At 64.8% G+C, this 24,259-nt stretch carries 26 protein-coding genes; 21 read left to right on the forward strand and 5 right to left on the reverse strand.

Features of this window, described 5'->3' with window-relative positions; all coding sequences use genetic code 11:
* The first annotated feature begins 38 nt into the window (after positions 1 to 38).
* A complete protein-coding gene (locus CLI93_RS02185; RefSeq protein WP_172424197.1) occupies positions 39 to 911 on the forward strand; it encodes a DUF4124 domain-containing protein in 873 nt (290 codons plus the stop codon).
* A 177-nt stretch (positions 912 to 1,088) separates the two neighbouring features.
* On the opposite strand, the gene CLI93_RS02190 is transcribed toward CLI93_RS02185, so the two are convergent.
* Entirely contained in the window at positions 1,089 to 1,997 is a 909-nt protein-coding gene (locus CLI93_RS02190; protein WP_238945696.1) for an NAD-dependent epimerase/dehydratase family protein, read from the reverse strand.
* A gap of 303 nt (positions 1,998 to 2,300) precedes the next feature.
* Here CLI93_RS02190 and CLI93_RS02195 point away from each other — a divergent pair, with 303 nt between their 5' ends.
* Together CLI93_RS02195 and CLI93_RS02200 are read left to right on the forward strand one after the other, a co-directional pair.
* Positions 2,301 to 3,365: a CDP-6-deoxy-delta-3,4-glucoseen reductase gene (locus CLI93_RS02195; RefSeq protein WP_095541280.1), complete on the forward strand. Its 1,065-nt coding sequence runs from the start codon at positions 2,301 to 2,303 to the stop codon at positions 3,363 to 3,365.
* 49 nt (positions 3,366 to 3,414) lie between these two features.
* Positions 3,415 to 4,413 (forward strand): Bug family tripartite tricarboxylate transporter substrate binding protein, encoded by a 999-nt coding sequence (locus CLI93_RS02200; RefSeq protein WP_095541279.1) that lies wholly within the window; start codon positions 3,415 to 3,417, stop codon positions 4,411 to 4,413.
* A gap of 235 nt (positions 4,414 to 4,648) precedes the next feature.
* Here CLI93_RS02200 and CLI93_RS14690 read toward each other — a convergent pair whose 3' ends face one another.
* Positions 4,649 to 4,984: a hypothetical protein gene (locus CLI93_RS14690; protein WP_172424196.1), complete on the reverse strand. Its 336-nt coding sequence runs from the start codon at positions 4,982 to 4,984 to the stop codon at positions 4,649 to 4,651.
* Here CLI93_RS14690 and CLI93_RS02205 point away from each other — a divergent pair.
* From CLI93_RS02205 to trpA, 7 genes are all read left to right on the forward strand, one after another.
* Positions 4,979 to 7,747, forward strand: a complete 2,769-nt coding sequence (locus tag CLI93_RS02205; protein ID WP_172425511.1) for a motility hub landmark protein FimV — start codon at positions 4,979 to 4,981, stop codon at positions 7,745 to 7,747. The genes CLI93_RS14690 and CLI93_RS02205 overlap by 6 nt on opposite strands.
* Positions 7,748 to 7,939: 192 nt before the next feature.
* The gene (gene truA, locus CLI93_RS02210; protein WP_095541277.1) at positions 7,940 to 8,824 is read left to right on the forward strand and encodes a tRNA pseudouridine(38-40) synthase TruA; all 885 of its coding nucleotides are present in this window, start codon (positions 7,940 to 7,942) and stop codon (positions 8,822 to 8,824) included.
* Positions 8,821 to 9,555, forward strand: a complete 735-nt coding sequence (locus tag CLI93_RS02215) for a phosphoribosylanthranilate isomerase (RefSeq protein WP_095541276.1) — start codon at positions 8,821 to 8,823, stop codon at positions 9,553 to 9,555. The genes truA and CLI93_RS02215 overlap by 4 nt, the downstream gene beginning before the upstream one ends.
* Positions 9,556 to 9,613: 58 nt before the next feature.
* Positions 9,614 to 10,891, forward strand: coding sequence for a tryptophan synthase subunit beta (gene trpB / locus CLI93_RS02220; protein WP_095541413.1), 1,278 nt, complete (start codon positions 9,614 to 9,616; stop codon positions 10,889 to 10,891).
* Positions 10,892 to 10,932: 41 nt separating this feature from the next.
* Positions 10,933 to 11,556 (forward strand): glutathione S-transferase family protein, encoded by a 624-nt coding sequence (locus CLI93_RS02225; RefSeq protein WP_095541275.1) that lies wholly within the window; start codon positions 10,933 to 10,935, stop codon positions 11,554 to 11,556.
* Between the two features lie 106 nt (positions 11,557 to 11,662).
* Entirely contained in the window at positions 11,663 to 12,085 is a 423-nt protein-coding gene (locus CLI93_RS02230) for a DUF3037 domain-containing protein (protein ID WP_275249098.1), read from the forward strand.
* Between the two features lie 24 nt (positions 12,086 to 12,109).
* The gene (gene trpA, locus CLI93_RS02235; RefSeq protein WP_095541273.1) at positions 12,110 to 12,937 is read left to right on the forward strand and encodes a tryptophan synthase subunit alpha; all 828 of its coding nucleotides are present in this window, start codon (positions 12,110 to 12,112) and stop codon (positions 12,935 to 12,937) included.
* Between the two features lie 4 nt (positions 12,938 to 12,941).
* On the opposite strand, the gene CLI93_RS02240 is transcribed toward trpA, so the two are convergent.
* The 3 genes from CLI93_RS02240 to CLI93_RS02250 all read right to left on the reverse strand — a co-directional run bounded on the left by CLI93_RS02240 (position 12,942) and on the right by CLI93_RS02250 (position 15,021).
* The gene (locus tag CLI93_RS02240; RefSeq protein ID WP_095541272.1) at positions 12,942 to 13,277 is read right to left on the reverse strand and encodes a TSUP family transporter; all 336 of its coding nucleotides are present in this window, start codon (positions 13,275 to 13,277) and stop codon (positions 12,942 to 12,944) included.
* A gap of 229 nt (positions 13,278 to 13,506) precedes the next feature.
* Positions 13,507 to 13,953: a hypothetical protein gene (locus CLI93_RS02245; protein ID WP_095541271.1), complete on the reverse strand. Its 447-nt coding sequence runs from the start codon at positions 13,951 to 13,953 to the stop codon at positions 13,507 to 13,509.
* 141 nt (positions 13,954 to 14,094) lie between these two features.
* Positions 14,095 to 15,021 carry a YicC/YloC family endoribonuclease gene (locus CLI93_RS02250; RefSeq protein ID WP_095541270.1) on the reverse strand — a complete coding sequence of 309 codons (927 nt, stop codon included), beginning with the start codon at positions 15,019 to 15,021 and terminating at the stop codon, positions 14,095 to 14,097.
* Between the two features lie 292 nt (positions 15,022 to 15,313).
* Here CLI93_RS02250 and CLI93_RS02255 point away from each other — a divergent pair, with 292 nt between their 5' ends.
* The 11 genes from CLI93_RS02255 to hscB all read left to right on the forward strand — a co-directional run bounded on the left by CLI93_RS02255 (position 15,314) and on the right by hscB (position 24,231).
* Entirely contained in the window at positions 15,314 to 16,315 is a 1,002-nt protein-coding gene (locus tag CLI93_RS02255) for a serine/threonine protein kinase (protein WP_095548851.1), read from the forward strand.
* Between the two features lie 166 nt (positions 16,316 to 16,481).
* Complete coding sequence (locus CLI93_RS02260; RefSeq protein ID WP_095541268.1) at positions 16,482 to 17,354, forward strand: PP2C family protein-serine/threonine phosphatase; 873 nt, start codon at positions 16,482 to 16,484, stop codon at positions 17,352 to 17,354.
* Between the two features lie 207 nt (positions 17,355 to 17,561).
* A complete protein-coding gene (gene rph, locus CLI93_RS02265; protein ID WP_095541412.1) occupies positions 17,562 to 18,311 on the forward strand; it encodes a ribonuclease PH in 750 nt (249 codons plus the stop codon).
* A gap of 30 nt (positions 18,312 to 18,341) precedes the next feature.
* On the forward strand, positions 18,342 to 18,944 hold the full coding sequence (gene rdgB, locus CLI93_RS02270; RefSeq protein WP_095541267.1) for an RdgB/HAM1 family non-canonical purine NTP pyrophosphatase: 603 nt from the start codon (positions 18,342 to 18,344) through the stop codon (positions 18,942 to 18,944).
* 140 nt (positions 18,945 to 19,084) lie between these two features.
* Entirely contained in the window at positions 19,085 to 20,065 is a 981-nt protein-coding gene (locus CLI93_RS02275; RefSeq protein ID WP_095541411.1) for a bile acid:sodium symporter family protein, read from the forward strand.
* A 211-nt stretch (positions 20,066 to 20,276) separates the two neighbouring features.
* Positions 20,277 to 20,813 (forward strand): Fe-S cluster assembly transcriptional regulator IscR, encoded by a 537-nt coding sequence (gene iscR / locus CLI93_RS02280; RefSeq protein ID WP_095541266.1) that lies wholly within the window; start codon positions 20,277 to 20,279, stop codon positions 20,811 to 20,813.
* 172 nt (positions 20,814 to 20,985) lie between these two features.
* Complete coding sequence (locus tag CLI93_RS02285; RefSeq protein WP_095541265.1) at positions 20,986 to 22,200, forward strand: IscS subfamily cysteine desulfurase; 1,215 nt, start codon at positions 20,986 to 20,988, stop codon at positions 22,198 to 22,200.
* Positions 22,201 to 22,301: 101 nt separating this feature from the next.
* Positions 22,302 to 22,694 (forward strand): Fe-S cluster assembly scaffold IscU, encoded by a 393-nt coding sequence (iscU, locus tag CLI93_RS02290; protein WP_095538854.1) that lies wholly within the window; start codon positions 22,302 to 22,304, stop codon positions 22,692 to 22,694.
* A 111-nt stretch (positions 22,695 to 22,805) separates the two neighbouring features.
* Positions 22,806 to 23,132 (forward strand): cupin domain-containing protein, encoded by a 327-nt coding sequence (locus CLI93_RS02295; RefSeq protein WP_095541264.1) that lies wholly within the window; start codon positions 22,806 to 22,808, stop codon positions 23,130 to 23,132.
* A gap of 23 nt (positions 23,133 to 23,155) precedes the next feature.
* Positions 23,156 to 23,479, forward strand: coding sequence for an iron-sulfur cluster assembly protein IscA (gene iscA / locus CLI93_RS02300; RefSeq protein ID WP_095541263.1), 324 nt, complete (start codon positions 23,156 to 23,158; stop codon positions 23,477 to 23,479).
* A gap of 239 nt (positions 23,480 to 23,718) precedes the next feature.
* Positions 23,719 to 24,231 (forward strand): Fe-S protein assembly co-chaperone HscB, encoded by a 513-nt coding sequence (gene hscB, locus CLI93_RS02305; protein ID WP_095541262.1) that lies wholly within the window; start codon positions 23,719 to 23,721, stop codon positions 24,229 to 24,231.
* The last annotated feature ends 28 nt before the right edge of the window (positions 24,232 to 24,259 follow it).

Raw genomic sequence — 24,259 nt, forward strand, 5'->3', positions numbered from 1 at the left:
CGCCAAACGGCCTGCCGCGGCCCATGCAGGAGAAATCCATGAAACACCACCGCACACCCCAGCGCATGGCTGCCCGCCATAGGCTGGGCATGTCCGCTGGTTGGCTGGCTGTGCTGCTGCTGTGCAGCCAGCCAGCCAGCGCCCAGGTCAACCGCTGCACGGCGGGTGATGGCCGCATCGTCTATACCGATGGCAACTGCCCTGCGGGCATGCAGGCGGTGCAGATCGAAGCGCCGCGCTCGCCCGAGGAGATCGAAGCCGATCAAGAGCGCGCCCTGCGCGCTTTCGAGCGCGAGCAGCAGCGCCTGCAGGCCAGGCAGCAGACCTTGCGCCTGCAAGCCGAGACCGAGGCGCTGCAGGCCCAGGCCGAGGCAGCCCGCGCCGCCGCCGAGCAGCAGCGTCACGCCGCCCCCAGCCCAGCCGCCTGCCGTGCGGCCCGCCGGCAGTTGGAGCGCGCCACGCTCGATCACGGCCGCTACGACCGCGAAGGCCTGCAACGCCTGCATGCAGCGCAGGCCCAGGTCAAGCGCATCTGCCCCGACGCAGCACCCACGGGCAACACGGCGGTTCCCACACCGCCGATGGTGGTGCCGCCCTGGGCCTTTGCGCCTGCGAGCCAGGGCCTGCCGCATGGCTCGGGCTGGGGTCAGCTGCCGCCTGCGCCGCCAGCCGTACATGTGTTGCCGATGCCGCAGCCTTGGCCGCCGTTGTATCCGCCGCCGATCTACATTCCGATTGAGCCCCCGCCTCTGCGGCCCTTGCCTGCACCGCCCCATGGCAGATGGCCGCCCGATGATGACGCTTGGCAGCCGCGCCGCCCCTCTGCCCCGGAGCGTGGCATCAGCACCGTGCCGCGCCAGCGCCCGCCCGCCCTGCAGCCGCAGGGCCACGAGCCCATGCAGGCGCGCTAGGAGTTGTTGAGATTGGGTTTGCAAAGCGGTTTTTTCGAGGCAAAAGCCGCAGATGCAAGGCGAAAATGCTTGCAAGGCCTGGACACCTTGCAGGCGTTTTCAAGGCAGCAGTTGTGGCGGTTTTTTGACCGAGAGCACCGCCACAACACTCAATCTCAACAACCATGCAGCGCCTGTCTACGCGCCGCCAGGCGCACCGGCCGCGCCTGCCGCCGTCCACAGCGGGGCCAGCCCATCCCACACGGTGGGATAGCGCCATTGCAGGCGCAGCTCGGCCTTGATGCGCTGGTTGCGCAGCCGGCGCGATTCGCGCAGAAAGCGCATCTTGCTGTCGCTGAAGATCCGTTCGGCCTCGGCGCGCGTGATGCGCCGCGGCGGCGGCAGGCCCAGGCGGCAGGCGGCCTCGTCCAAGTATTCGCCCAGCTTGAGCTGAGTGTCATCGCAGGCGTTGAAGACGCGCCCGGGCCGCGCCCGCCACAGGGCCAGCCAGCAGGCGCGCGCCAGATCGTCGGCATGGATGCGGTTGATATAGACGTCCTGGCGGTCCTGCAGCACGGGCTCGCCGTCCTGCAAACGCTGGCGTGGGTCGCCGTGGGGGCGGCCAATGGCGTAGATGCCCGGCGCACGCAGCAGCGCCACGCGCACGCGCTGGCGTTGGTGTGATGGCCGCAGGCTGCGCCATTGCGCCTCGGCAGCCACGCGCCGCCGTGCCTGGGCGCTGGCTGGCGCCGTAGGGCGACTCTCGGCCACCCACTGGCCCTGGCAATCGCCGTACACCCCCGTGGTGGAGACATACACCACCGAGCGCGGCAGGCTACAGGCGCGACGCAGACTGCGGCACAACGCCTGGCTGCGCGGGTCGTCCGAGGCGCCGGCCGCAGGCGGCGGCGCCAGATACACCAGGCGCGTGGCCAGCCCGCCCAGGCGGCGCAGCGTGGCCGGCTCGTCGAGGTTGCCCAGCAGCACTTGCAGGCCCAACTGGCGCAGCTGGCCGCATCGCCCTGGGCTGGAGGTCAGCGCCAGCCAGCGCCCGTTGCGGCCTTGCAGGCGCACCAGGCGCATGCCCACGTCGCCGCAGCCGATCACCAGCACCCTCTCCTGCCTGAAGCGCGCCGGCAGCGCGCCACTGCGCCCCTTGCCTGCCGGCCTGCCTGGCCGAGCTGCCTGACCGCGCCGGGGCCGTGCTGCGCCGTCCCTCGCCCCCGCAACGGCAACGGCCATTGCTGCGGCTCGCGCCTCGCAGTCCATCCCGGCCCGCAGCGTGCGCCTGGCGGCTGGATTCGCGCGGATCTTCCCCGGTGAAATCAAGGGCACAATGCGGCCTTTCCCATCCATGGTTTGCACAAAACCGGCCATGGTAGCGCGTCTGCCCTGGCCTTTTCCGCAACGATGAACACCACCACTGCTTCCTCTGCGCTGCACGTGACCGTGCTGCCCAGTGCCCGGCGCTTTGACGTCGCTGCCGATGAATCCGTTCTCAATGCCGCCATCCGCCAGGGCGTGGGCCTGCCCTACGGCTGCAAGGATGGGGCCTGCGGCTCCTGCAAATGCAAGCTGCTGCAGGGCCAGGTGCACATGCTGCCCTACGCCAGCAAGGCGCTGAGTGATGAGGAAAAGGCCGAGGGCTACATCCTCACCTGCCGGGCGCAGGCGCAAGAATCCCTGGTGCTGGAGTCGCGCCAGGTCACCCAGGCCGATGCCTTCCCGATCCGCAAGCTGCCCGTGCGCGTGCAGGCGCTGCAACAGCGCAGCCACGATGTGATGCAGCTGACGCTGCAGCTGCCGGCCATGCAGCGCTTTGAATACCACGCCGGGCAGTACGTCGAGTTTCTGCTCAAGGACGGCGCCCGGCGCGCCTACTCGATCGCCATCGCGCCGCACGAGCAAAGCGTCGCGCCGCGCCTGGAGCTGCACATTCGCCACTTCCCCGGCGGGCTGTTCACCGATCACGTCTTCTCGCAGATGAAGGAAAAGGAGGTGCTGCGCATCGAAGGGCCGTTCGGCAGCTTTTATCTGCGTGAAGACTCTGATCGCCCCATCATCCTGCTGGCTTCCGGCACCGGTTTTGCGCCCATCAAGGCCATCCTCGAGCACATCCAGCACCGGCACATCACACGCCCGGTGCATTTCTACTGGGGCGGGCGGCGGCCTGCGGATTTGTACCTGGACGACTGGCTGCAGCAGCTGCTGCCTGCCATGCCGCAGCTGCGCTACGTGCCTGTAGTGTCCGACGCCCTGCCCGAGGATGACTGGCAGGGCCGCACCGGCTTCGTGCACCAGGCCGTGCTCGACGACTTCGATGATCTCAGCGGCTTCGAGGTCTATGCCTGCGGCGCACCGATCGTGGTCGAGAGCGCCCGCCAGAGCTACACCCAGCAGCGCGGCCTGCCGCCCGAACATTTCTACGCCGATGCCTTCACCACGGCGGCCGACCTGGCCGAGGCCACGCCCTGAGCCCGCCCGCCATCGCCCAAACTTTGCCCACCCCATCCAGGAGAACCCCATGCGTCTTGCCAAACTTCTGCCCGCACTGCTGTGCAGCCTGGGCCTGCTGAGCACTGCCGGCCTGGCCCAGGCCCAGAACAACGCTGCACCAGCGCGCCCACAAGAAGCCACTGCCATCGTCGTGCCCTACGCCCCAGGCGGGCCGCTGGACATTTCGGCGCGCGCCCTGGCCGATGCCCTGAAAGACGCCATTGGCCCCACCATCGTGCACAACCGCCCCGGCGCTGGCGGCAACATCGGCCTGGGCCAGGTGGCGCGCAGCGCGGCCGATGGCAAGACCCTGGGCGTGGGCGCCGTGGCCACGCTGGCCATCAATCCCTGGCTGTACGCGCAAATGCCCTACGACGCGCAGAGCGCTTTCGAGCCCGTCAGCCCCATCGCCCGCGTGCCCAATGTGCTGGTCATGAATGCCCAGCGCGCCAAGGCGCTGAACATTGGCTCGCTGCAAGACCTCATCGCCTACGGCCGCAAAAATCCCGGCAAGCTGAACTACGGCAGCGGCGGCAACGGCAGCGCCGGGCATCTGGCCGGCGAGCTGTTCAAGCGCATGGGCGAACTCGACGCCGTGCACGTGCCTTACAACGGCGCCAGCCCGGCGCAGCTGGCGCTGCTGTCGCAAGAGGTGGATTTCAACTTCGACAACTTGGCCGCAGCTTCGGCCAACATCCGCTCGGGCAAGCTCATCGCGCTGGCTGTGACCACGCTCGAAGCCAGCGAGTTGCTGCCGGGCGTGCCGCCCATGGCCCAGAGCCTGCCGGGCTTTGCCGTGGACACCTGGTGGGGCCTGGTGGCCCCGGCCGGCACTCCGGCCGAGCAAGTCCGCGCGTTGAACCAGGCCGTTACCCAGGCACTGCAATCGCCTGCGCTGCGCAGCCAGCTGCAGGCCCTCTCGGCCACGCCCTTCACAGCCAGCCCAGAGCAATTCAAGCACTTCATCGAGACCGAGCGCCAACGCTACCAAGGCATCGTCCAGGCTGCGGGCGCACGCATTGATTGAGGTATCTTGATGGGCGCCCCCCTGCGCCCGGCCAAAGCTGCACTGCTGCAGCCTTGCAAAGGCTGGTCAAAATCTCGGCATGGGGCAATGCAGTGGATTGGGTTGTTCTTCGGCGTTGCAAACGCCCCGTCAGGAGGCCTCCCAGGCCAAGCCGAATGGCATGGGCTCAATGGGGCGCCGTGCCCCCAGCCCAAACCGCTTTCTGCCCACTCGCATCGAAATTTTGAACAGGCTCTCAAAAGATGAGCGCAAGCTGCTGATTTGACTGATGCCCAAGCGCAGCGTTGCCAGCAGGCAACATGGCACAAAATGTTTTCAATCGTAACAGCATTGCGCCATGAATTTCCTTGTCAGTGAAATTCATTGCTGCTATCTTCCATCGGCATTCTGGTGCATTTTCGCCGCGTGAGGCGGCATTGCGCAGCGCTTTGGCTTTCTTATAAATGGCCGGCACAGTGCGCCAAAGCACCAATCCTTTCTTACATTTATTAAAAAGAAGCACATGGCATACACGCACCACTGGAAACACTCCGTTCTGACCGCCGCAGCGTTGCTTGCCGCAGGTTTGCATGGCTCCAATGCCTGGGCACTGACCCTGGGGCAGATTCGTGTGCAATCGCACTTGGGCGAACCGCTGCGCGCCACTATCCCCGTCACCAACCTGACCAGGGATGAGGCCGAGTCGCTGCAGGCCAATCCCGCATCGCCCGACGTTTTCAATGCCCACGGTGCGAACTACTCGGCCATCATGACGCAGCTCAAAGTCAAGCTGCAGCGCCGCGCCGATGGCAGCGCTGTGCTGCAGCTGAGCACTTCCGCGCCGGTGAACGAGCCCTTCCTTGATCTGGTGCTCAGCACCACCTGGAATGGTGGCAATGCCGTGCGCAGTTACGCCCTGCTGCTCGACCCGCCAACCAGCACACGCGCCGCCCCTGCCGTGCAAACGGCCCAAGCCGGCGCCGTGCCCAGCCAGACCGGCGCACTGCCCGCGTTCGAGCCCGCGCCCGTGGCTGCCAGCGGCCAGCCCAGCACCTCCTACCAGCGCGCCCAGGAATGGATGCGCAGCAAAGGCCACGTGAGCAGCGGCAGCGCCACGTCGCGCCGCCGCGTGTCAGCCACCATCCCCGCCCCGGTGGCTGCGCCTGTCGCCGCCGCACCGACTGCCGTCACCCGCACCCGAGCCCCGGCGCCGATGGCGCAGCACACCCCCAGCAGCGCCCGCTCCGGCTCGGTCACTACCCGCCGTGGCGATACGGCCGGCGCCATTGCACGGCGCAATCTGCCAGCCAACGTTTCGCTCGATCAGATGCTGGTGGCCTTGCAGCGCGCCAACCCGCACGCCTTCATCCAGGGCAACGTCAACCTGCTGCGTGCAGGCGTCACGCTGGAAATCCCTGATGCCGGCGAGGCCCAGTCCGTTTCTGCCAAGGAGGCGCGGCGCCTCATCTCCGCACAGACACGCAATTTCAACCAATACCGTGGCCGCATCGCCCACCGCGCGCCTGCCGCACGCGTGGCGCCCCAACCGAAGGACACGACCAGCGGCCAGGTCACGGCCCCGCCGGTCGTAGCGCCCCCGCCACAGCCTGACACCCTGGTGCTGACCCAGCCCCAGGCAGATGCTGCACGCAAGGCCGAAGAGGAGCGCATTGCCGCACAACGCCAGCGTGAGGAAGACGCCGCGCGCAAGAAAGAGGCGGAGGACAACGCCAGCAAGATCGAGGAGATGCAGCGCCTGCTGGACGAGGCCAACAAGCAATCGTCCAGCAGCAGCCCCGCTGCCGGCGACGGTGGCAGCGCCAGCGCCGCGCCCGGCGCCGACAGCGGCATGGGCATCCCGGTCGAGGCCCAGCCACCCATTGCGCTGCCGCAAGAGCCCGCCCCAGCGCCTGCTGACGCTGGCGACAGCGGCATGGCTGGCACCCAGGAAGTCATGCCCGATGCGCAAGCGCCCATCGTGCCGCCTGTGGAGCCTGCCGAGCCGGTCGCGCCCCCGCCGCCTCCCCCGCCGCCGCCAGCGCCGGTTCCCCCGCCACCTCCGCCAGAGACCAGCTTGCTGGACGACTACATGCCCTACCTGCCCTACCTGGGCGGCGGCCTGCTGGCCTTGCTGCTGGGCTACGGCTTCTACCGCTACCGCCGCAACCGTGGCGAGGGCGATGTCGTCTATGAAAACAGCGGCAACATCCCCGACTCCTTCTTTGCCAGCGGCTCCAGGAATGACGCCGCTCATGCCGACCATGAGCACGCCGACAGCGCCATCACCAAGTCCGGCACGACCGGCATGTCCACGGGCGTGTCTTCCATGTCCTACTCGCCCAGCCAGATCGACGCCACGGGCGAAGGCGACCCTGTGCTCGAAGCCGATGTGCTGCTGGCCTACGGCCGCGATCAGCAGGCCGAGGAGGTGCTCAAGGAAGCCGAGGTCAACAATCCGACACGCGCCGCCATCAAGGTGCGCCTGGCGGAAATCTATGCCTCGCGCCAGGACAAGGTCGCTTTCGAGGCCAAAGCCAATGAGATTGCCCGCCTGACTCAGCAATCGGGCGCCGATTGGATCAAGGTCGCAGAAATTGGCCGCACCCTCGATCCTGCCAACGCCCTGTACCAGACCGCCGTGGCCCAGACGCCTCTGGCCGACCCTAACGCTGGGGCCGATTCCAGCATCCTCTCGGGCTTCGGGCCACTGTCCGGTCTGGACTTTGACTTCCAAAGCTCCTCGCAATCGCCATCGACCAAGCAAACCGGCCTGGACATCGACAGCCGGCAAGGCATGAGCTCGGGCGTGCCCCCGTTGAGCGATCTGGATCTGTCGCTGGACAGCCTCAACACCTCGGCCACGACAGCGCTGCCCGTATCGGATTCGGCAGCTGCGCCGCTGGACCTGGATTTCAACGCCATGCCCCCGGCCAGCCCTGCGGCCGATAGCGACACAGGCCTGTCCTCTGGCTCACTGCCCAATCTGGATGCGCCAGTCTCTACCGTCACTGCGCCAGCCACTGCGCCGCTGCTGGATCTGCCCACCGACCTGGCGCCTGCGGGGCCAGTCGTCAAGGACACCCCGCCGCCTTCGCTGGACCTGGATCTGTCGGATCTGCAGTTCGACGCCCCGCCTCAGACCAGCGCCAAGGAAGAAAGCATGCTCGCAGACCTGGATCTGCAAGATGGCGGCACCGTGGCCGACAATCCTCTGGCCACCAAGCTGGCGCTGGCCAAAGAGTTCAGCGCGCTGGGCGACAACGAAGGCGCACAGGCCCTGGCCCGTGAAGTGCTGGAGCAAGCCGACGGTGAACTCAAGGAGAAGGCCCAGGCCCTGCTCAAAGAGTTGGGCTAAAGACCTTTTGTCGACCGGCTGCGCTGCGGGCTGCTGCCAGGCCCGCAGCAGTGGCCATCCATGACGAAGACGCCGAAGCATGCTTCGGCGTTTCTCATTGGCAGGCCTGAAAAACCGCGTCCAAAAAACGCGCCCAATGCAGCAGGCACAATGGCGGCCATTTGCCCGCTGCGCCCATATCCCCGTCCCGCCATGGATCAATCCCCCCGCATCGCCCTGGGCATCAGCTACCACGGCCAGCACTACCACGGCTGGCAAAGCCAACCCGATGGCCAGACCGTGCAAGACCGGCTTGAACAAGCCCTGCGGCAGTTCATCGGCCAGCCCGTCTCCACCCTGTGCGCCGGGCGCACCGATGCCGGCGTACATGGGCTGATGCAAGTCGTGCATTTCGATTCGCCCGTGCAGCGCACGCCCATGTCCTGGGTGCGCGGCACCAACCGCTACCTGCCCGGCGACATTGCCGTGCAATGGGCGCGCAGCGTGCCAAGCCATTTTCACGCGCGCAACCACGCCCTCAGCCGCCGCTACGTGTATGTGGTGCTGCAATCGGCCGTGCGCCCCAGCGTCGATGCCGGCCGGGTGGGCTGGACGTTTCTGCCGCTGGACGCCCAGGCCATGCGCGAGGCCGCCAGCCACTTGCTGGGCGAACACGATTTCAGCTCCTTCCGCGCCGCGGCCTGCCAATCGCACACCCCCATCAAGCAACTGCAGGCCATCCGCATCAGCGCCACGCCACTGCGCCAGCAGCATCCCGTAGCCGGGCCCGACGAGCGCGCCGTGCCCAGTTGCTACTGGCGCTTCGAGTTCGAGGCCAATGCCTTTTTGCACCACATGATCCGCAACATCATGGGCTGCCTGCTGCACATCGGCCAAGGCCAGCAGGCCCCGCACTGGATGCTGCAGGTGCTGCAGGCGCGCTCGCGTGCGGCTGCCGCGCCCACCTTTTCGCCCGATGGGCTGTACTTCATCGGGCCGCGCTATGCGCCGCACTGGGGCCTGCCCGAGAGCTGCGCCCTGCTCGACTTTCTGCCCGGCGGCCCCCTGGGCAGCGCACAGGAGGACTGCCTGCCATGACCACCACTACACCGCCAGCCAGCACCCGCGCCAGCGCCCCCACGCGTGTCAAGTTCTGCGGCCTCACGCGCGAGCAAGACGTGGCCGCGGCCGTGGCCGCTGGGGCCGATGCCGTGGGCTTCGTGCTCTACCCCAAAAGCCCGCGCCACGTCACGCCCGAGCGCGCCGCCGCGCTGGCGCGCGCCCTGCCGCCCTTTGTCACGCCCGTGCTGCTGTTCGTCAATGCCAGCCAGGCCGAAGTCGATGCCGCCCTGGGCCTGCTGCCGCACGCCTGGCTGCAATTTCACGGCGATGAAACGCCCGAAGACTGCCAGCGCCTGAGCCACCAAGGCCGCCACCCCTACCTGCGCGCCGCACGCATTCCGGTGGCAACGGACGGGGCCGGGGCGGCATTCGATCTCGTAGAATTCGCCCGTCGTTTCTCACAAGCCCAGGCCATTTTGCTGGACGCCCACGTCACGGGCTACGGCGGCGGCGGGCAAACATTCAATTGGTCACTTCTACCAACAAGCGTCACATCTCACCTCGTCTTAAGTGGTGGGCTCACACCATCAAATGTGATCGATGGCATCGCTGAGCTGCGCCATCGCGGCCTGTCGCTGGCCGTCGATGTGAGCTCCGGCATCGAGCAGGACGGCCCCGATGGCCGAGCGCTCAAAGGCATCAAGGATGCCGGCAAGATGATGCATTTCATGGCCGCAGTGCGGCAGGCCGATGCCAGCCAGGGCTGAAAGCCTGGCGATCGCGCCCCGCCTGGCACGCAAGCGCGGCCATTTCAGGATGAGAAAGATGACCACCACAACCACTCCATACGCCCTGCCCAACGAACAGGGCCATTTCGGCCCTTACGGCGGCCGCTTCAGCAGCGAAACCCTGACCTACGCCATTGACGAGCTGACGGCCGCCTACGCCCGCTACCAGCACGACGCGGATTTCCAGGCCGAATTCCAGCGCGAGCTGGCGCACTACGTGGGCCGCCCCTCGCCCATCTACCACGCCGAGCGCACCAGCCGCGAATTGAAAGGCGCGCAGATTTACCTCAAGCGCGAAGACCTCAACCACACCGGCGCGCACAAGATCAACAACGTCATCGGCCAGGCCATGCTGGCCAAGCGCATGGGCAAGCCGCGCATCATTGCCGAAACCGGCGCGGGCCAGCACGGCGTGGCCACCGCCACCATCTGCGCGCGCTACGGCCTGCAATGCGTGGTCTACATGGGCGCGGAAGACGTCAAGCGCCAGTCGCCCAACGTCTATCGCATGAAGCTGCTGGGCGCCACCGTCGTGCCGGTAGAGTCCGGCAGCAAGACGCTGAAAGACGCCCTCAACGAAGCCATGCGCGACTGGGTGGCGAACGTGGACGACACCTTCTACATCATCGGCACCGTGGCCGGGCCGCACCCCTACCCCATGATGGTGCGCGACTTCCAAAGCATCATCGGCCGCGAGTGCCTGAGCCAAATGCCGGGCATGCTGGCCGCGCAGCGCATGGCCGCCACCCAGCCCGATGCGGTGATCGCCTGCGTGGGCGGCGGCAGCAACGCCATGGGCATCTTCCACCCCTACATCCCTTATGAAAACACGCGCCTGATCGGCGTGGAAGCCGCGGGCCAAGGGCTGGACAGCGGCAAGCATTCGGCCAGCCTGCAACGCGGCAGCCCCGGCGTGCTGCACGGCAACCGCACCTACGTGCTGCAAGACGACGACGGCCAAATCCTCGAAACACACAGCATCAGCGCCGGGCTGGACTACCCCGGCGTCGGCCCTGAACACGCCTGGCTCAAAGACACCGGCCGCGCCGAATACGTGGGCATCACCGACGCCGAGGCTCTGGCCGCCTTCCACCACCTGTGCCGCACCGAGGGCATCATCCCCGCGCTGGAATCCAGCCACGCCTTCGCCCACGCCATGAAGCTCGCCCCCACCATGCGGCCCAAGCAGGCCATCCTGGTGTGCTTGTCTGGCCGGGGCGACAAGGACATCGGCACCGTGGCCGACCTGGACGGCGTGGACTTCTACGACCAGCCCTCCATGCGCGGGCATGTGGTCAAGGGTGCGAAGGGCTGAAGCGCCTTCGGCAACACACCACAAACAAAGACAAGCACGCCATGACCCAACAACTCCGCATTTACGGCGACATCCAGTCAGGCAACTGCTACAAGGTCAAGCTGGTCCTGAGCCTGCTGGGCATGGCGCATGAATGGGTGCACGTGGACATTCTGAAAGGCGAGACCCGCACGGACGAATTCCTTGCCATGAACCCCAACGGCAAGATTCCCCTGCTGCTTTTGCCCGATGGCCGCAGCCTGGCCGAATCCAACGCCATCATTCATTACCTGGCCCATGGCAGTGCGCTTATCCCAAGCGATGCCTTCACCCACGCGCACATGCTGGCATGGCAGTTTTTCGAGCAATACAGTCACGAGCCCTTCATCGCCGTGGCCCGCTTCATCCAGCACTACCTGGGCCTGCCCGAAAGCCGCCGCGCCGAATACGACAGCCTGCAACCCAAGGGCCACAAAGCCCTGGCCGTGATGGAGCAAGCCCTGCAACGCAACCCCTGGCTGTGCGGCCAGGCCCCCACGCTGGCCGACATTTCCCTCTACGCCTACACCCACGTCGCCCACCAGGGCGGCTTTGACCTTGCCGCCTACCCCGCCATCACCCGCTGGCTGGACCAAGTCCGCCAACTGCCCGGCTACGTGGGCATGGACGATGGCGCCACCAGCTGACACACCCCAAACCCATGAGCCGCATCGACCCTCCGCAAATATAGGACTGCAATGTTTGTCTAACCCGCTGCCGCGACCCCGACACGTTCTGGAGCCTCAACCCGCCATGAACACCCTGTGCCATTACTCGATAGCGCGCTTCATGCCCCACGTCGAAACCGAGGAATTTGCCAACGTCGGTGTGGTGCTGTATGCGCCTGCGCATCGCTATTTCGGCTTTGAGTTGCTGCACAGGCAGTCCGAGCGCCTGGCCCATTTCTTTGCCGGTGTGGATGCCAGCAGCTTCGAGCGCACCATGCACGACCTGCGCAGCGAACTGAGCCGCCAGGCCCCCGCTTTCGAACAAGCCAGCGCCCAAACAGGCGCAGCGCTCTGGCAAGAGCTGATCAAGCCCAAAAGCAGTCAGATCCGCTTCAGCGCCGAACGCGTGGTGCTGACCGACGCGCCCGCCACCCAATTGCAAGCGCTGTACGAGCGCTACGTGAACGCCCATCGGGCGCAAGCCTTGCCTGGCGCCATCGCAAGCTGACCCCTTTTGCACCCTTTTCTTCTTATGAGCCGCATCCAATCCACCTTTGAAGCCCTTAAAGCCCAAGGCCGCAAGGCCCTGATTCCTTACGTCACCGCCGGCTTTCCCTTTGCCGACATCACGCCCGAGCTGATGCACGGCATGGTGGCGGCGGGGGCGGATGTGATTGAGCTGGGCGTGCCGTTTTCCGACCCCAGCGCCGATGGGCCCGTGATTCAGCAAGCCGGCGAGCGTGCGCTGGCGCTCGGTGTGGGGCTGACGCAGGTGCTGGCGCACGTCAAAGCCTTTCGCCAGCAGGACGACAAGACGCCTGTGGTGTTGATGGGCTACGCCAACCCGGTGGAGCGCTACGACCAGAAGCACGGTGCGGGCAGCTTCATCCGCGATGCGGCGGCTGCGGGCGTGGACGGGCTGCTCATCGTCGATTACCCGCCCGAGGAATGCACAGACTTCGCCGCCGCGCTCAAAGCCGCCGGGCTGGATTTGATCTTCCTGCTCGCCCCCACCAGCACCGAGGCGCGCATGCAGCAGGTGGCCCAGGTGGCCAGCGGCTACGTCTATTACGTCTCGCTCAAGGGCGTAACCGGCGCGGCCAGCCTGAACACGGCCCAAGTGCAGGCCGCGCTGCCGCGCATCCGCCAGCACGTGCACATCCCCGTGGGCGTGGGCTTTGGCATCCGCGACGCCGACACCGCCCGCGCCATCGGCGAGGTGGCCGATGCCGTGGTGATTGGCAGCCGCTTGATTCAGGTGATCGAGAACCAGCCGCCCGAAGGCGTGGTGGCCGCCGCCCAGGACTTTCTGCGCCCCATCCGCGCGGCGCTGGACGGGCCAGCGCCGACAGCCGCGTGAGCACTCAAAAAAAGTAGCGTGCCAGCAGGGCCAGGCCCGAGGCCAGCACGATGCCGTGCAGGATGCGCAGGAACTGCTCGCGCGACAGGCGCAGCGTGATGTGGCGGCCCAGCCAAAGCCCGCCCCACATGGCGGGCAGCAGCGCGGCGGCCTGCATCAGCAGCCTGCTGTCGTGATAGGCCCCTGCCAGCAGGAAGAACAGCAACGGCCCCAGGGCAGACAGGCCAATCAGCATGCTTTGTGTCGCGCGCAGGCATTCCTTGTCCTCCACCCGACCCGCCAGGTAGACGGCATACACAAAACCACCACCACCGAACAAGGCGCTGAACGCCCCGCCCAATAGGGCCTGTTCACACTATGCAAGGAGATCGCGTTGGGGCCTGCAGGGGCCGAGCACAAGGCGGCAACCGCAGCAAGGCTCGATGCCTTGCGAGGATTGCCAACGCCGTGGGCGGCCCCTGCAGGCCCCAACCCTTCGGGAAGGCATGAAAAATCGCTCCGCTCGGCGTTGCCCGTCTTGGGCGTATCGACATACGCCCTGCGACGTGCGCCTTGATCGGAGCGATTTTTCATGCCTTCGCGACTCCTTGCATAGTGTGAACAGGCCCTAGACCAAAAGGCATGGCGAACGTGGCGGGAAAGGACTGGTGCGCCTGCTGGTGCAGCAGCGCATGCAGCGCATAGGCAACGGCAAGAATGCCCACCATCAGCGTCACCGTGGCCCCGGCCTGGAACCTCACCACCACTCCCATGCCGTAACCGAGCAGCATCCAGGGCAGCAGGCGCTTGAGTTCGGTCATGTCCACACGCTGACGGCCATCGCACAGTAAATTGGTTGCGGCAGCGCCAAAGTCCAGCACAGCCAGCAATGGCCCCATGCGCAACAAAGGCATGAAAGGCTCCAGCACCGGTCTCGCTAACTGCGCCACGCCAACGCCTGCGATGCCAAACACCACGTAGGCCGCAGCAGCCACTATCCAGATCAATACCCATTGGGCAGCCGAGAAGTCCATCATCGCTTGCCTTTCATTGGTATGGAGAGACAGCGCCGCCCATTGGGGGCAGCGTCTCTCTGGGTTGTGCCCGTGGATGGGCTGCCAGGCAGTTGGGTGGGCAGCCCTCTATCCTCTATCGCCAGGCCGCATGGCCAGCGCCATTCACTCGATGTTCTGCACCTGCTCGCGCATTTGCTCGATCAGCACCTTCATCTCCATGCTGATGCGACTGAGTTCTAGCACGGGCGATTTGCTGCCCAGCGTGTTGGCCTCGCGGTGCAGCTCCTGCATCAGAAAGTCCAGGCGCTTGCCGATCACGCCGCCCTTGTCCAGCAGCGTCAGCACTTCCTGCAGGTGGGCCTCCAGGCGGGTGAGTTCTTCGGCCACGTCCACGCGCATGGCAAAGGCCGTGGCCTCGGCCATGGCCCTTTGCTCCAGCTCCTTGCGATCCAGCGCTGGCGGGGCGTCGGCTGCGCCTTCCAGGGCGGGGGCGAGTGCTTCGTGCCAGCGATCAAGAAACTTTTGCTGCTGCTGCGCCACGACCTGCGGCACCAGCGGCTCGGCCTGGCGCACCCAGTGCTGCAATTGGCGCGTGCGCTCGGCCAGGCCCTGCGCCAGCCGCGCGCCTTCAGCCTGCCGGGCCTCGCGCAAGCTGGCAATGGCGTCGAGCACGAGTTGCTCGCAGGCTTCGTCCCAGAGCAGCTCGTGCTCATCGCGCTCGTCTTGCGGCTGCGCTTGCAGCTGCAGGATTTCGGCCACCGACAGGCTGCGCGCATCGGGAAACCAGCTTTGGATCTGCGCCTGGTTGTGCGCCAGGCGCTGCAAAGCCTCGACCTGCAAGGCGCCGTGCCGCACGGCTTCGCTGCGGCGCAGCGTCATGCGCACTTCGACCTTGCCGCGCGCCAGGTGCTCGGTCAGCAATTGGCGGATGCGCGCCTCGTGCGCCTTGAGGGCCTCGGGCACTTTCAGCACCAAATCCAAAAACCGGCTGTTGACCGAGCGCAATTCCATTCCCAGACCCATGTCTTGGCCTTGCTGCTGCAGCTGCTGCTGTAGCGAGGCGTAGCCGGTCATGCTGTTGACTGCCATATGTTGTTGCAATGGTTGGTGTTCGTTACGCGGGAGCGCCTGCGCGCAGCACGCCACACATGAGCGCGCAAGCACAAAACGACTATTATCCCCGCTGCCGCAGGCGGCTATGCCAGCCTGCCATGGCCCTTGCCACGACAGGTTACAACTGCAAGCCAAAGCGGCAAGGCGCACCGATCGGGGTGCGCCGCGCTGTGCGTGGCGCCGGTTGATTCATCTGTAGGTTCGCCCGCCAAAGTGCCATCACCGACCACACCGCAGCTCCTGCAGCCATCCACTTCCGCAGACCGCCATGGCCACCCCAGCAGCCCCTAGCACCAACGCCCCAAAGACCAAGCCCGCCCCGCTGCCGCCCAACACCAAAGTGGGCGGCTACCAGCTGCTGCACCGCATTTCCTCGGGCGGCTTTGGCGTGGTGTACTTTGCCATTGACCCCGAAGGCCACCCGGTGGCTATCAAGGAGTACCTGCCCTCGTCGCTGGTCACGCGTGAGCCTGGCCAGCTGATCCCGCAGGTTGCGCCGGAGAAGATGTCGCTGTACCGCCTGGGGCTCAAGAGCTTTTTCGAGGAAGGGCGCTCGCTGGCGCAGATCTCGCACGACTCGGTGGTCAGCGTGCTGAACTTCTTTCGCGAAAACGAGACCGTCTACATGGTCATGAACCATCTGGAGGGCTCAACCCTGCAGGAGTTCATCGTCACTGCGCGCAACCCCGACAGCCGCAAGGTGTTCAGGGAATCGACCATCCGCTCGCTGTTCGACGAGATCCTGCGCGGCCTGCGCATCGTGCACCAGCACAAGATGCTGCATCTGGACATCAAGCCGGCCAATATCTTCATCACCGACGACGACAAGGCCGTGATGATCGACTTCGGCGCCGCGCGCGAGGTGCTCTCCAAGGAGGGTAATTTCGTGCGCCCGATGTACACGCCGGGCTTTGCCGCGCCGGAGATGTACAAGCGCGATGGCGCGCTGGGCCCCTGGACGGACATCTACGCCATTGGCGCCTGCATCTATGCCTGCATGCTGGGTGTGCCGCCCAACGATGTGCCGCAGCGCAACGAGAAAGACCGCCTGAGTCTGTCGCTGAGCCGGGTCAAGCGTATTTATTCAGACAATTTGATCCAAGTCGTCGAGTGGTGCATGGCGCTGGACCCACTGGCGCGCCCCCAGTCGGTGTTTGCGCTGCAAAAGGAGCTGGCGCGCGAGACTGAACTGCGCTATTCCCAGATGAGCATGGGCGAGAAAGTGCGCATGCAACTGAGCTCACTGGTGGGCGGCAAGAAAGAGGAATGAGCCTGCAACGATCGTTGGCTGCGCCGCCCCGACCAGCGGGGAAAACCACAGTTTGCCCTTCGGGTGCTCGTCTACAAGGCTCCAATACCAGCGACAATACGCCGTTTTGGCCATCGCGCATGCCCGCGCACCAGCCCACCGCTGCTGCCGCTGTGCCACCATCGCAATGAAATTCTCAGTATTCCAAACCAGCCATCAAGGTGGCCGCAAGAAGAACGAAGACCGAATGGGCTATTGCCATACGGGCGATGCCGCTTTATTCGTGCTGGCAGATGGAATGGGCGGCCACCCGGAGGGAGAAACAGCGGCGCAAATTGCCATCCAGACCATGGCCGCGCTGTTCAAGAAGCAAGCTCTGCCCACGATTGACGATGTGCCGCACTTTCTCGAATCGGGCCTGCTGATGGCGCACCGCCAAATCCTGCGCTATGCCATCGACAAAGGCATGCCCGACTCGCCACGCACCACCTTGGTCGCGGCTGTGGTGCAAAACGGCGAGATCCAATGGATTCATTGTGGCGACTCGCGCTTGTACATCACGCGCAAGGGCGTGCTGCTGACCCGCACGCGCGACCACTCCTATTCAGAGCTGCGCGAATCCGTGCTCACCAAGATGGGGGAAATGAACCGCAACGTGCTGTTCACCTGCCTGGGCTCGCCTGCGCGCCCCATCTACGACCTCAGCAGCCCGGAAAATCTGGACAAGGACGATCGCATCCTGTTGTGCTCGGACGGCCTTTGGGGCCCGCTGGACGAAGACTCCATCGTCAATAAACTCAATGGCGGCGACATCACCCTCACAGGGCCGGAATTGGTCGAGCTAGCCTTTCACACCGCCGGCAAGTCCAGCGACAACATCACCATCATTGCCGTCGATTGGCAGGAAGAGCGCAAGCAAACCGCCAGCCGCGCAGTCGAAATCAATGACGACTTCTCGGACATGGAGGAGTTCACCACCACCATCTCCGGCGACCTGCTCGACGACGTGGACATTGAAAAAAGCCTCAGCGAAATCAACCGCGCCTTGCGCCGCAGCTGAGGCCGCCGCTCTATCCCATGTGCGCATGGCAAGCCATTGCACATGGCCAGATAGATAGCGGGTTCGCGCACCGGCTCGCGCCACGCCATTGGCAGATGGCCATAACGGCGGACGTTGGGCATCCGCCCCCAAAAAATACCGCAACATCTCTCAAAGCCCATCATCCCCTTGCATGCATTCTGGATGGGCCCAATCTGCACTCGCACCATGACTTCCTCCACGCTTTTTCTGCGCGCCGACGGCCGCGCCTGCGACGCGCTGCGCCCCGTGCACATCCAGCGCCACTACACCATGCACGCCGAAGGCTCGGTGCTGATCAGCTTTGGCAACACGCAAGTGCTGTGCACGGCCTCGGTCGAGGAGCGGGTGCCGCCGCACAAGAAAGGCTCTGGTGAGGGCTGGGTGACGGCCGAGTACGGCATGCTGCCGCGCGCCACCCACACGCGCGGCGCGCGCGAGGCGGCCAAAGGCAAGCAAACCGGGCGCACGCAAGAAATCCAGCGCCTGATTGGCCGCGCGCTGCGCTCAGTCTTCGACCTGCAACTGCTTGGCGAGCGCACCCTGCAGCTGGACTGCGACGTGCTGCAGGCCGATGGCGGCACGCGCACAGCCGCCATCACCGGCGCCTATGTGGCCGCTTGCGATGCCGTGCAATGGCTGCTGGAACAGGGCCTGATCCAGCAATCGCCCATCCGCCAGGCCCTGGCGGCCGTCTCGGTGGGCATCGTGCAAGAACAGGCCCTGCTCGATCTGGCCTACGCAGAGGATTCGGCCTGCGACACGGACATGAACATCGTCATGACCGAAAGCGGCCACTTCGTCGAATTGCAAGGTACGGCTGAGGGCCAAACCTTCAGCCAGGCGCAGCTGCAACAAATGCTGGAGCTGGGCGCACAGGGCATCCGCAGCTTGATCGCGCTGCAAAAACAGGCCTTGCAGGCCCCGCGCAATGCCTGATTGCCCTCGTTACCTTTGAGCACCGCCCCCATGAAAACCATCGTTCTGGCCTCCAACAACCAAGGCAAGCTGCACGAGTTGCAAACCCTGTTTGCGCCGCTGGGAGTGGAAATCGTCGCCCAAGGCAAGCTCTTCAGCGGCGAAGCCGAGGAGCCTTTCCAGACCTTTGTCGAGAACGCCCTGGCCAAGGCGCGCTTTGCCGCAAAGCATTCCGGCCTGCCGGCCATCGCCGACGATGCGGGCTTGTGCGTCAAGGCCTTCGGCGGCCTGCCTGGCGTGCAAACGGCCCACTACTGCCAACAGTTCGGCTACCCCAAAAGCGATGCCAACAATGTACGCGCCTTGCTTGAACAAATGGCCGATCTGAGCGATCGCAGCGCCTACATGGTCAGCACACTGGTCGGGGTGCGCCAGCCGCAAGACCCGGAGCCCCTGATCGCCGTGGGCAAAGTGGCCGTGCACATTGCCCCCGAGCCGCGCGGCGAGCAGGGCTTTGGCTTCGACCCAGTGCTGCTGCTGCCCGAGCTGGGCCAGACTTTCGCCCAATTGCCCGAAGCCACCAAGAACCAATACAGCCACCGCGGCCGCGCCGCCCGCACCATGTGCGAGCTGGTGCGCCAATACTGGCTGTAACCATTGACGGGGCGCCATTGGCGGTGAGCACTGGCTGTGCTGCCCAATGCCGCGCCCCCGCACACGCCACGTACCCTGCCACAGCCCTGCCCTGCACCGGGCTGTGCCTTTACCGACTGAAAAAGCGCCTGCCCATGTCGATCGCGCGCCTGCTCCGCCTTCTGTTTGACCCCTTCACGCTGGTTCTCATCGCCGTTGTGCTACTGGCCACCTTTCTGCCTGCGCATGGGCGCGCTGAGCACGCCTTCCAGTGGCTGACGCACGCTGCCATTGCCCTGCTGTTCTTCATGCATGGCGCCAAGCTCTCGCGCCAAGAGGTCGTGGCCGGCATCACCCATTGGCGCTTGCATCTGCTGGTGTTTGCCTGCACCTTTGTGCTGTTCCCACTGCTGGGGCTGGCGCTCAAACCCCTGGCAGCCCCTTGGATTGGGGCCGAGCTGTACCTGGGCGTTCTCTACCTGTGCGCCCTGCCAGCCACGGTGCAATCGGCCATTGCCTTCACCTCACTGGCCAGGGGCAACATCCCGGCTGCCATCTGCAGCGCTGCGGCTTCCAGCCTGATTGGCATTTTCATCACGCCGCTGCTGGTGCTCTGGCTGATTGGCGCTGGCAGCGACAGTGCGCCCAGCACGCTCGATGCCATAGCCAAAATCACCCAGCAACTGCTCATCCCCTTCATCGCCGGCCAATTGGCTCGCCGCTGGATCGGCGCTTGGGTGGCACGCAATCGACATTGGCTCAAAAACGTCGACCAAACATCGATTCTGCTGGTGGTCTACACCGCCTTCAGCCAGGCCGTCAATCAAGGGCTGTGGGCCCAGGTGCCTGCCATGAGCCTGCTGGCCCTGCTGATGTTTTGCTGCGCCTTGCTGGCCCTGGTGCTGATGCTGGTCTGGATGCTTGGCAAGGCTCTGGGCTTCAACATGGAAGACCGGATCACCATTCTTTTCGCAGCTTCGAAAAAAAGCCTGGCCACAGGCGTGCCCATGGCACAGGTGCTGTTTGCCAGCCAAGCCATTGGCAGCATGCTGCTGCCCATCATGGTGTTCCACCAGATCCAATTGATGGTCTGTGCCGTGTTGGCGCAGCACTTTGCACAGCGCCCTGGCGATCAGGCCTGAATCGGGCCAAATTGATTACCCGACAAAAATTCTAGGGCTTGTGCTACACTTAGGAATATCCCGTATGTAGCTTCCATGCATCGAAAAGCCTGATGCGGCCTGAAGCCATCCACATACATCCACTGCGTGAGGCCCACGCCATCCATTCACCTTCTGCCTGCACTCTCGGCCTTTTTGGCCCGCAAGCAGACCAACGGAAAGGAGCCGCACCATGCGTTTGACCACCAAAGGCCGTTTTGCCGTCACCGCCATGATCGACCTGGCACTGCGTGAAGGCAGTGGCCCCGTAACACTGGCGGCCATCAGCCAGCGCCAGCAGATTTCTCTGTCCTACCTGGAGCAGCTCTTTGGCAAACTGCGCCGCCATCAGTTGGTGGAGTCCACACGCGGCCCTGGCGGCGGATACACACTGGCGCGCAAGGCAGAAGAAATTACCGTAGCCGACATCATCGTCTCCGTCGATGAGCCCATTGATGCCACCCAGTGCGGCGGCAAAGGCAACTGCTTGGGAGAAGGCCATCGTTGCATGACGCACGACCTCTGGACGGCGCTGAACCAGCGCATGGTTGACTTTCTTGACTCCGTCACCCTGAAAAAGCTCGTGGACGACCAAATCGCCAAAGGGGTACAAGTGGAAGAGCGTGGCCCCGCACGGCGCACTATCTCCTCTGCCCCAGTGGTCAAACCCATCCGCGTCAATGCGCCCAATTCCGTCTTCGCACTGGGCAATGCACTGGCCAAATCCTAAGCCGCAGTCCAGCAATAGCTCGACTGGCGGCCCGTCCATAGGTTGTACAAACTGACAGCCCAAACGCTTTCGCAACACCAGCGCGTTCGCAATCTCTGTAATCACATCCATGCATATATGAGCAGTTCACGACACAGATGACTGCTCTAATGCTCCATAAGCAAATCCCACTATGACTCCCCATCTGCCTATCTACCTCGATTACGGCGCCACTACACCGGTGGATCCGCGTGTCGTGCAGGCCATGATTCCCTGGCTGTCCGAACACTTTGGCAATGCGGCCTCGCGCAGTCATGCCTGGGGCTGGGAGGCGGAAGAAGCCATCGAAAAGGCTCGCAAGCAAGTGGCCGATCTGATCGGCGCCGACCCTCGCGAAATCGTTTGGACCAGCGGCGCTACCGAATCGGACAACCTGGCCATCAAGGGGGCGGCGCATTTCTACAAAGGCAAGGGCAAGCACCTGATCACCGTGAAGACCGAGCACAAAGCTGTGCTGGACACCATGCGTGAAATGGAGCGCCAGGGGTTCGAAGTCACCTACCTTGATGTTCAGGAAAACGGCCTGCTGGATCTGCAGGCCCTGGAGGCGGCTTTCCGGCCCGACACCACCTTGCTCAGCGTCATGGCCGTCAACAATGAAATCGGCGTCATTCAAGATCTGAACGCCATTGGCGCCATGTGTCGCCAGCGCGGCGTGATTTTCCACGTCGATGCTGCACAGGCTACCGGCAAGATCGCGCTGGACATGAAGACCATGCCCATTGATCTGATGAGCTTGGCCTCGCACAAATCTTACGGCCCCAAAGGCATTGGCGCTCTTTACGTGCGGCGCAAGCCGCGCGTGCGGCTGGAGGCTCAAATTCACGGCGGCGGCCATGAGCGTGGCATGCGCTCGGGTACCCTAGCAACGCATCAGATCGTCGGCATGGGCGAGGCTTATCGCATTGCCCAGGAAGAAATGGCGCAGGACTACGCCCACGCCCAACGCCTGCAAAAACGCCTGATCGACGGCCTGAGCGACATTGAGCAAGTCTTCATCAATGGCGACCTGCAGCAACGCGTGCCGCACAACCTCAACATCAGTTTCAACTTCGTCGAAGGCGAATCGCTGATCATGGGCATCAAGGGCATTGCCGTGTCTTCAGGCTCGGCCTGCACCTCTGCCAGTCTGGAGCCCAGCTACGTGCTGCGCGCCTTGGGCCGCAGCGATGAGCTGGCGCACAGCAGCCTGCGCATGACTTTCGGGCGCTTCACGACCGAGGAAGAGGTGGACAACGCCATCGCCACCATCCGCGAGAATGTCGCGCGCCTGCGTGAGCTCAGCCCCCTGTGGGAGATGTACCAGGAAGGGATCGATCTGAGCACCATCCAATGGGCAGCGCATTAAGAGCCGCGCATTCAAGCAATCCTTGGCTGCGCAGCGGCATCGGCGTCATGCATGCCTCCGCGGCCCCCATTCCCCCAAGATGAAACACACTGGAGCCTGCCATGGCCTACTCTGACAAAGTCATCGACCACTACGAAAACCCCCGCAACGTCGGCTCCTTCGACAAGGGCGACAGCTCCGTTGGCACCGGCATGGTGGGCGCGCCCGCCTGCGGCGACGTCATGAAGCTGCAGATCAAGGTCAACCCGCAAACCGGCGTCATCGAAGACGCCCGCTTCAAAACCTACGGCTGCGGCTCGGCCATTGCCTCTTCCTCGCTGGTGACCGAATGGGTCAAGGGCAAGACCCTCGACGAGGCCGCCGCCTTGAAAAACAGCGTCATCGCCGAAGAACTGGCCCTGCCGCCCGTCAAGGTGCACTGCTCCATCCTGGCCGAAGACGCCATCAAGGCCGCCGTGGAGGACTACAGGAAAAAGCAGGCCACCGCCGCCTGATAGATGGATGGGCAAGGCCCCACAGCTGCTTGACCACCGGCAAAGGCGCTGTGCGGCAGGTGCAAAGCCGATGCCCCACACCCCCCGCATGTTCATCGAGGCACAGACAGCATGGCATTGACCCACGCGCGACAGGGCGAGCCCGTGGATGTGCGCCCTTATGGCGCGCGCATCGAAGCGGCGCAATCCATCGCCTTGTTCAAGTCGCATGATCTGGAGGTGTTGCGGCTGGTGTTTCCAGCAGGCCACCACATGCCCGCCCACAAGGTGGCAGGCGAAATCACCATCCACTGCCTGGAAGGCAGCGTGCAAGTCAGCCTGAACGATGGCCCTGCGGCGCTGCTGCAAGCCGGTCATTTGTTGTTCGTCGAAGCGGGGGTCACGCACGCGCTCACGGCCGTACAGGCCTGCTCCGTGTTGGTGACCATCGCGCTTTGAGTTTTTATCGCCAGAGAATCCCTATGGCCGTCACCATTACCGAAGCTGCCGCACGGCATGTCAGCAAATACCTCGCCAAACGCGGCAAGGGCGTGGGTGTTCGCTTGGGCGTCAAGACCACGGGCTGCTCCGGCCTGGCCTACCAGCTCGAATACGTCGACGAGCCCGACGCCAACGACGTCGTCTTTGAAAGCCACGGCATCAAGCTGCTGGTCGATCCCAAAAGCCTGGCCTACCTGGACGGCACGGAGCTGGACTTTGTCCGCGAAGGCCTGAACGAAGGCTTCAAGTTCAGCAACCCCAACGAGCGCGACCGCTGCGGTTGCGGTGAGTCCTTCCGCGTCTGAGCCACGACTGACCCGCCTGCCCGCGCGCGCATGCGGGCGCTGGGCGGCGCGGCTTGGGCGCCCGTGCGCCCGCCTGGGATTGCCAAAGCATCCGATGTCATTGCCCACCCAAGGCGCAGCGCCGCGCGCAAACCACACCCACCTTGCCCGGCCAAGCCTTGCGAACGTGGCAAAGTCACGGCTTTGATCTGGAATGGCAACGCGGACCGCCCCGGCCACCGCTTGCCCTGCCCCTGCCAATGAACCTGCAATCGACCGACTTTGAACTGTTTGCCGTGCCCGCCCGCTTCGCGCAGGATGCGGCCGCGCTCGACGCCCGCTGGAAAGAGCTGCAGCGTCAGGTCCACCCGGACAAGTTCGCCGCCGAAGGCCCTGCGGCCCAGCGCCTGGCCATGCAATGGTCCGTGCGCATCAATCAGGCCTACCAGCGCCTGCGCGACCCGCTGCAAAGGGCCCGCTACCTGTGCGAGCTGCAGGGTCAATCCGTTGGTGCCGAAGACAACACGGCCATGCCGCCACAGTTCCTGATGCAGCAAATGCAATGGCTGGAGGCCCTGGACGAAGCCCAATCCGCGCAAGAGCTGCAGCCCATCGCCCATGAAGTGCAGCAGGCGCTGGACGAGACCATCCAGGCAGTTGCGCAAGCGCTCGATGCCAAGGGCGATGCCCAGGCTGCGGCCGAACACATCCGCGCCTGGATGTTCCTGGCCCGCTTCGAGCAGCGCCTGGCGCAGCGGCAACGACAGCTGTGACCTCCACAGCGCCGCTTGCCATTGCAAC

It is taken from the genome of Vandammella animalimorsus, from assembly GCF_002288875.1.
GTDB lineage: Bacteria > Pseudomonadota > Gammaproteobacteria > Burkholderiales > Burkholderiaceae_C > Lampropedia > Lampropedia animalimorsus.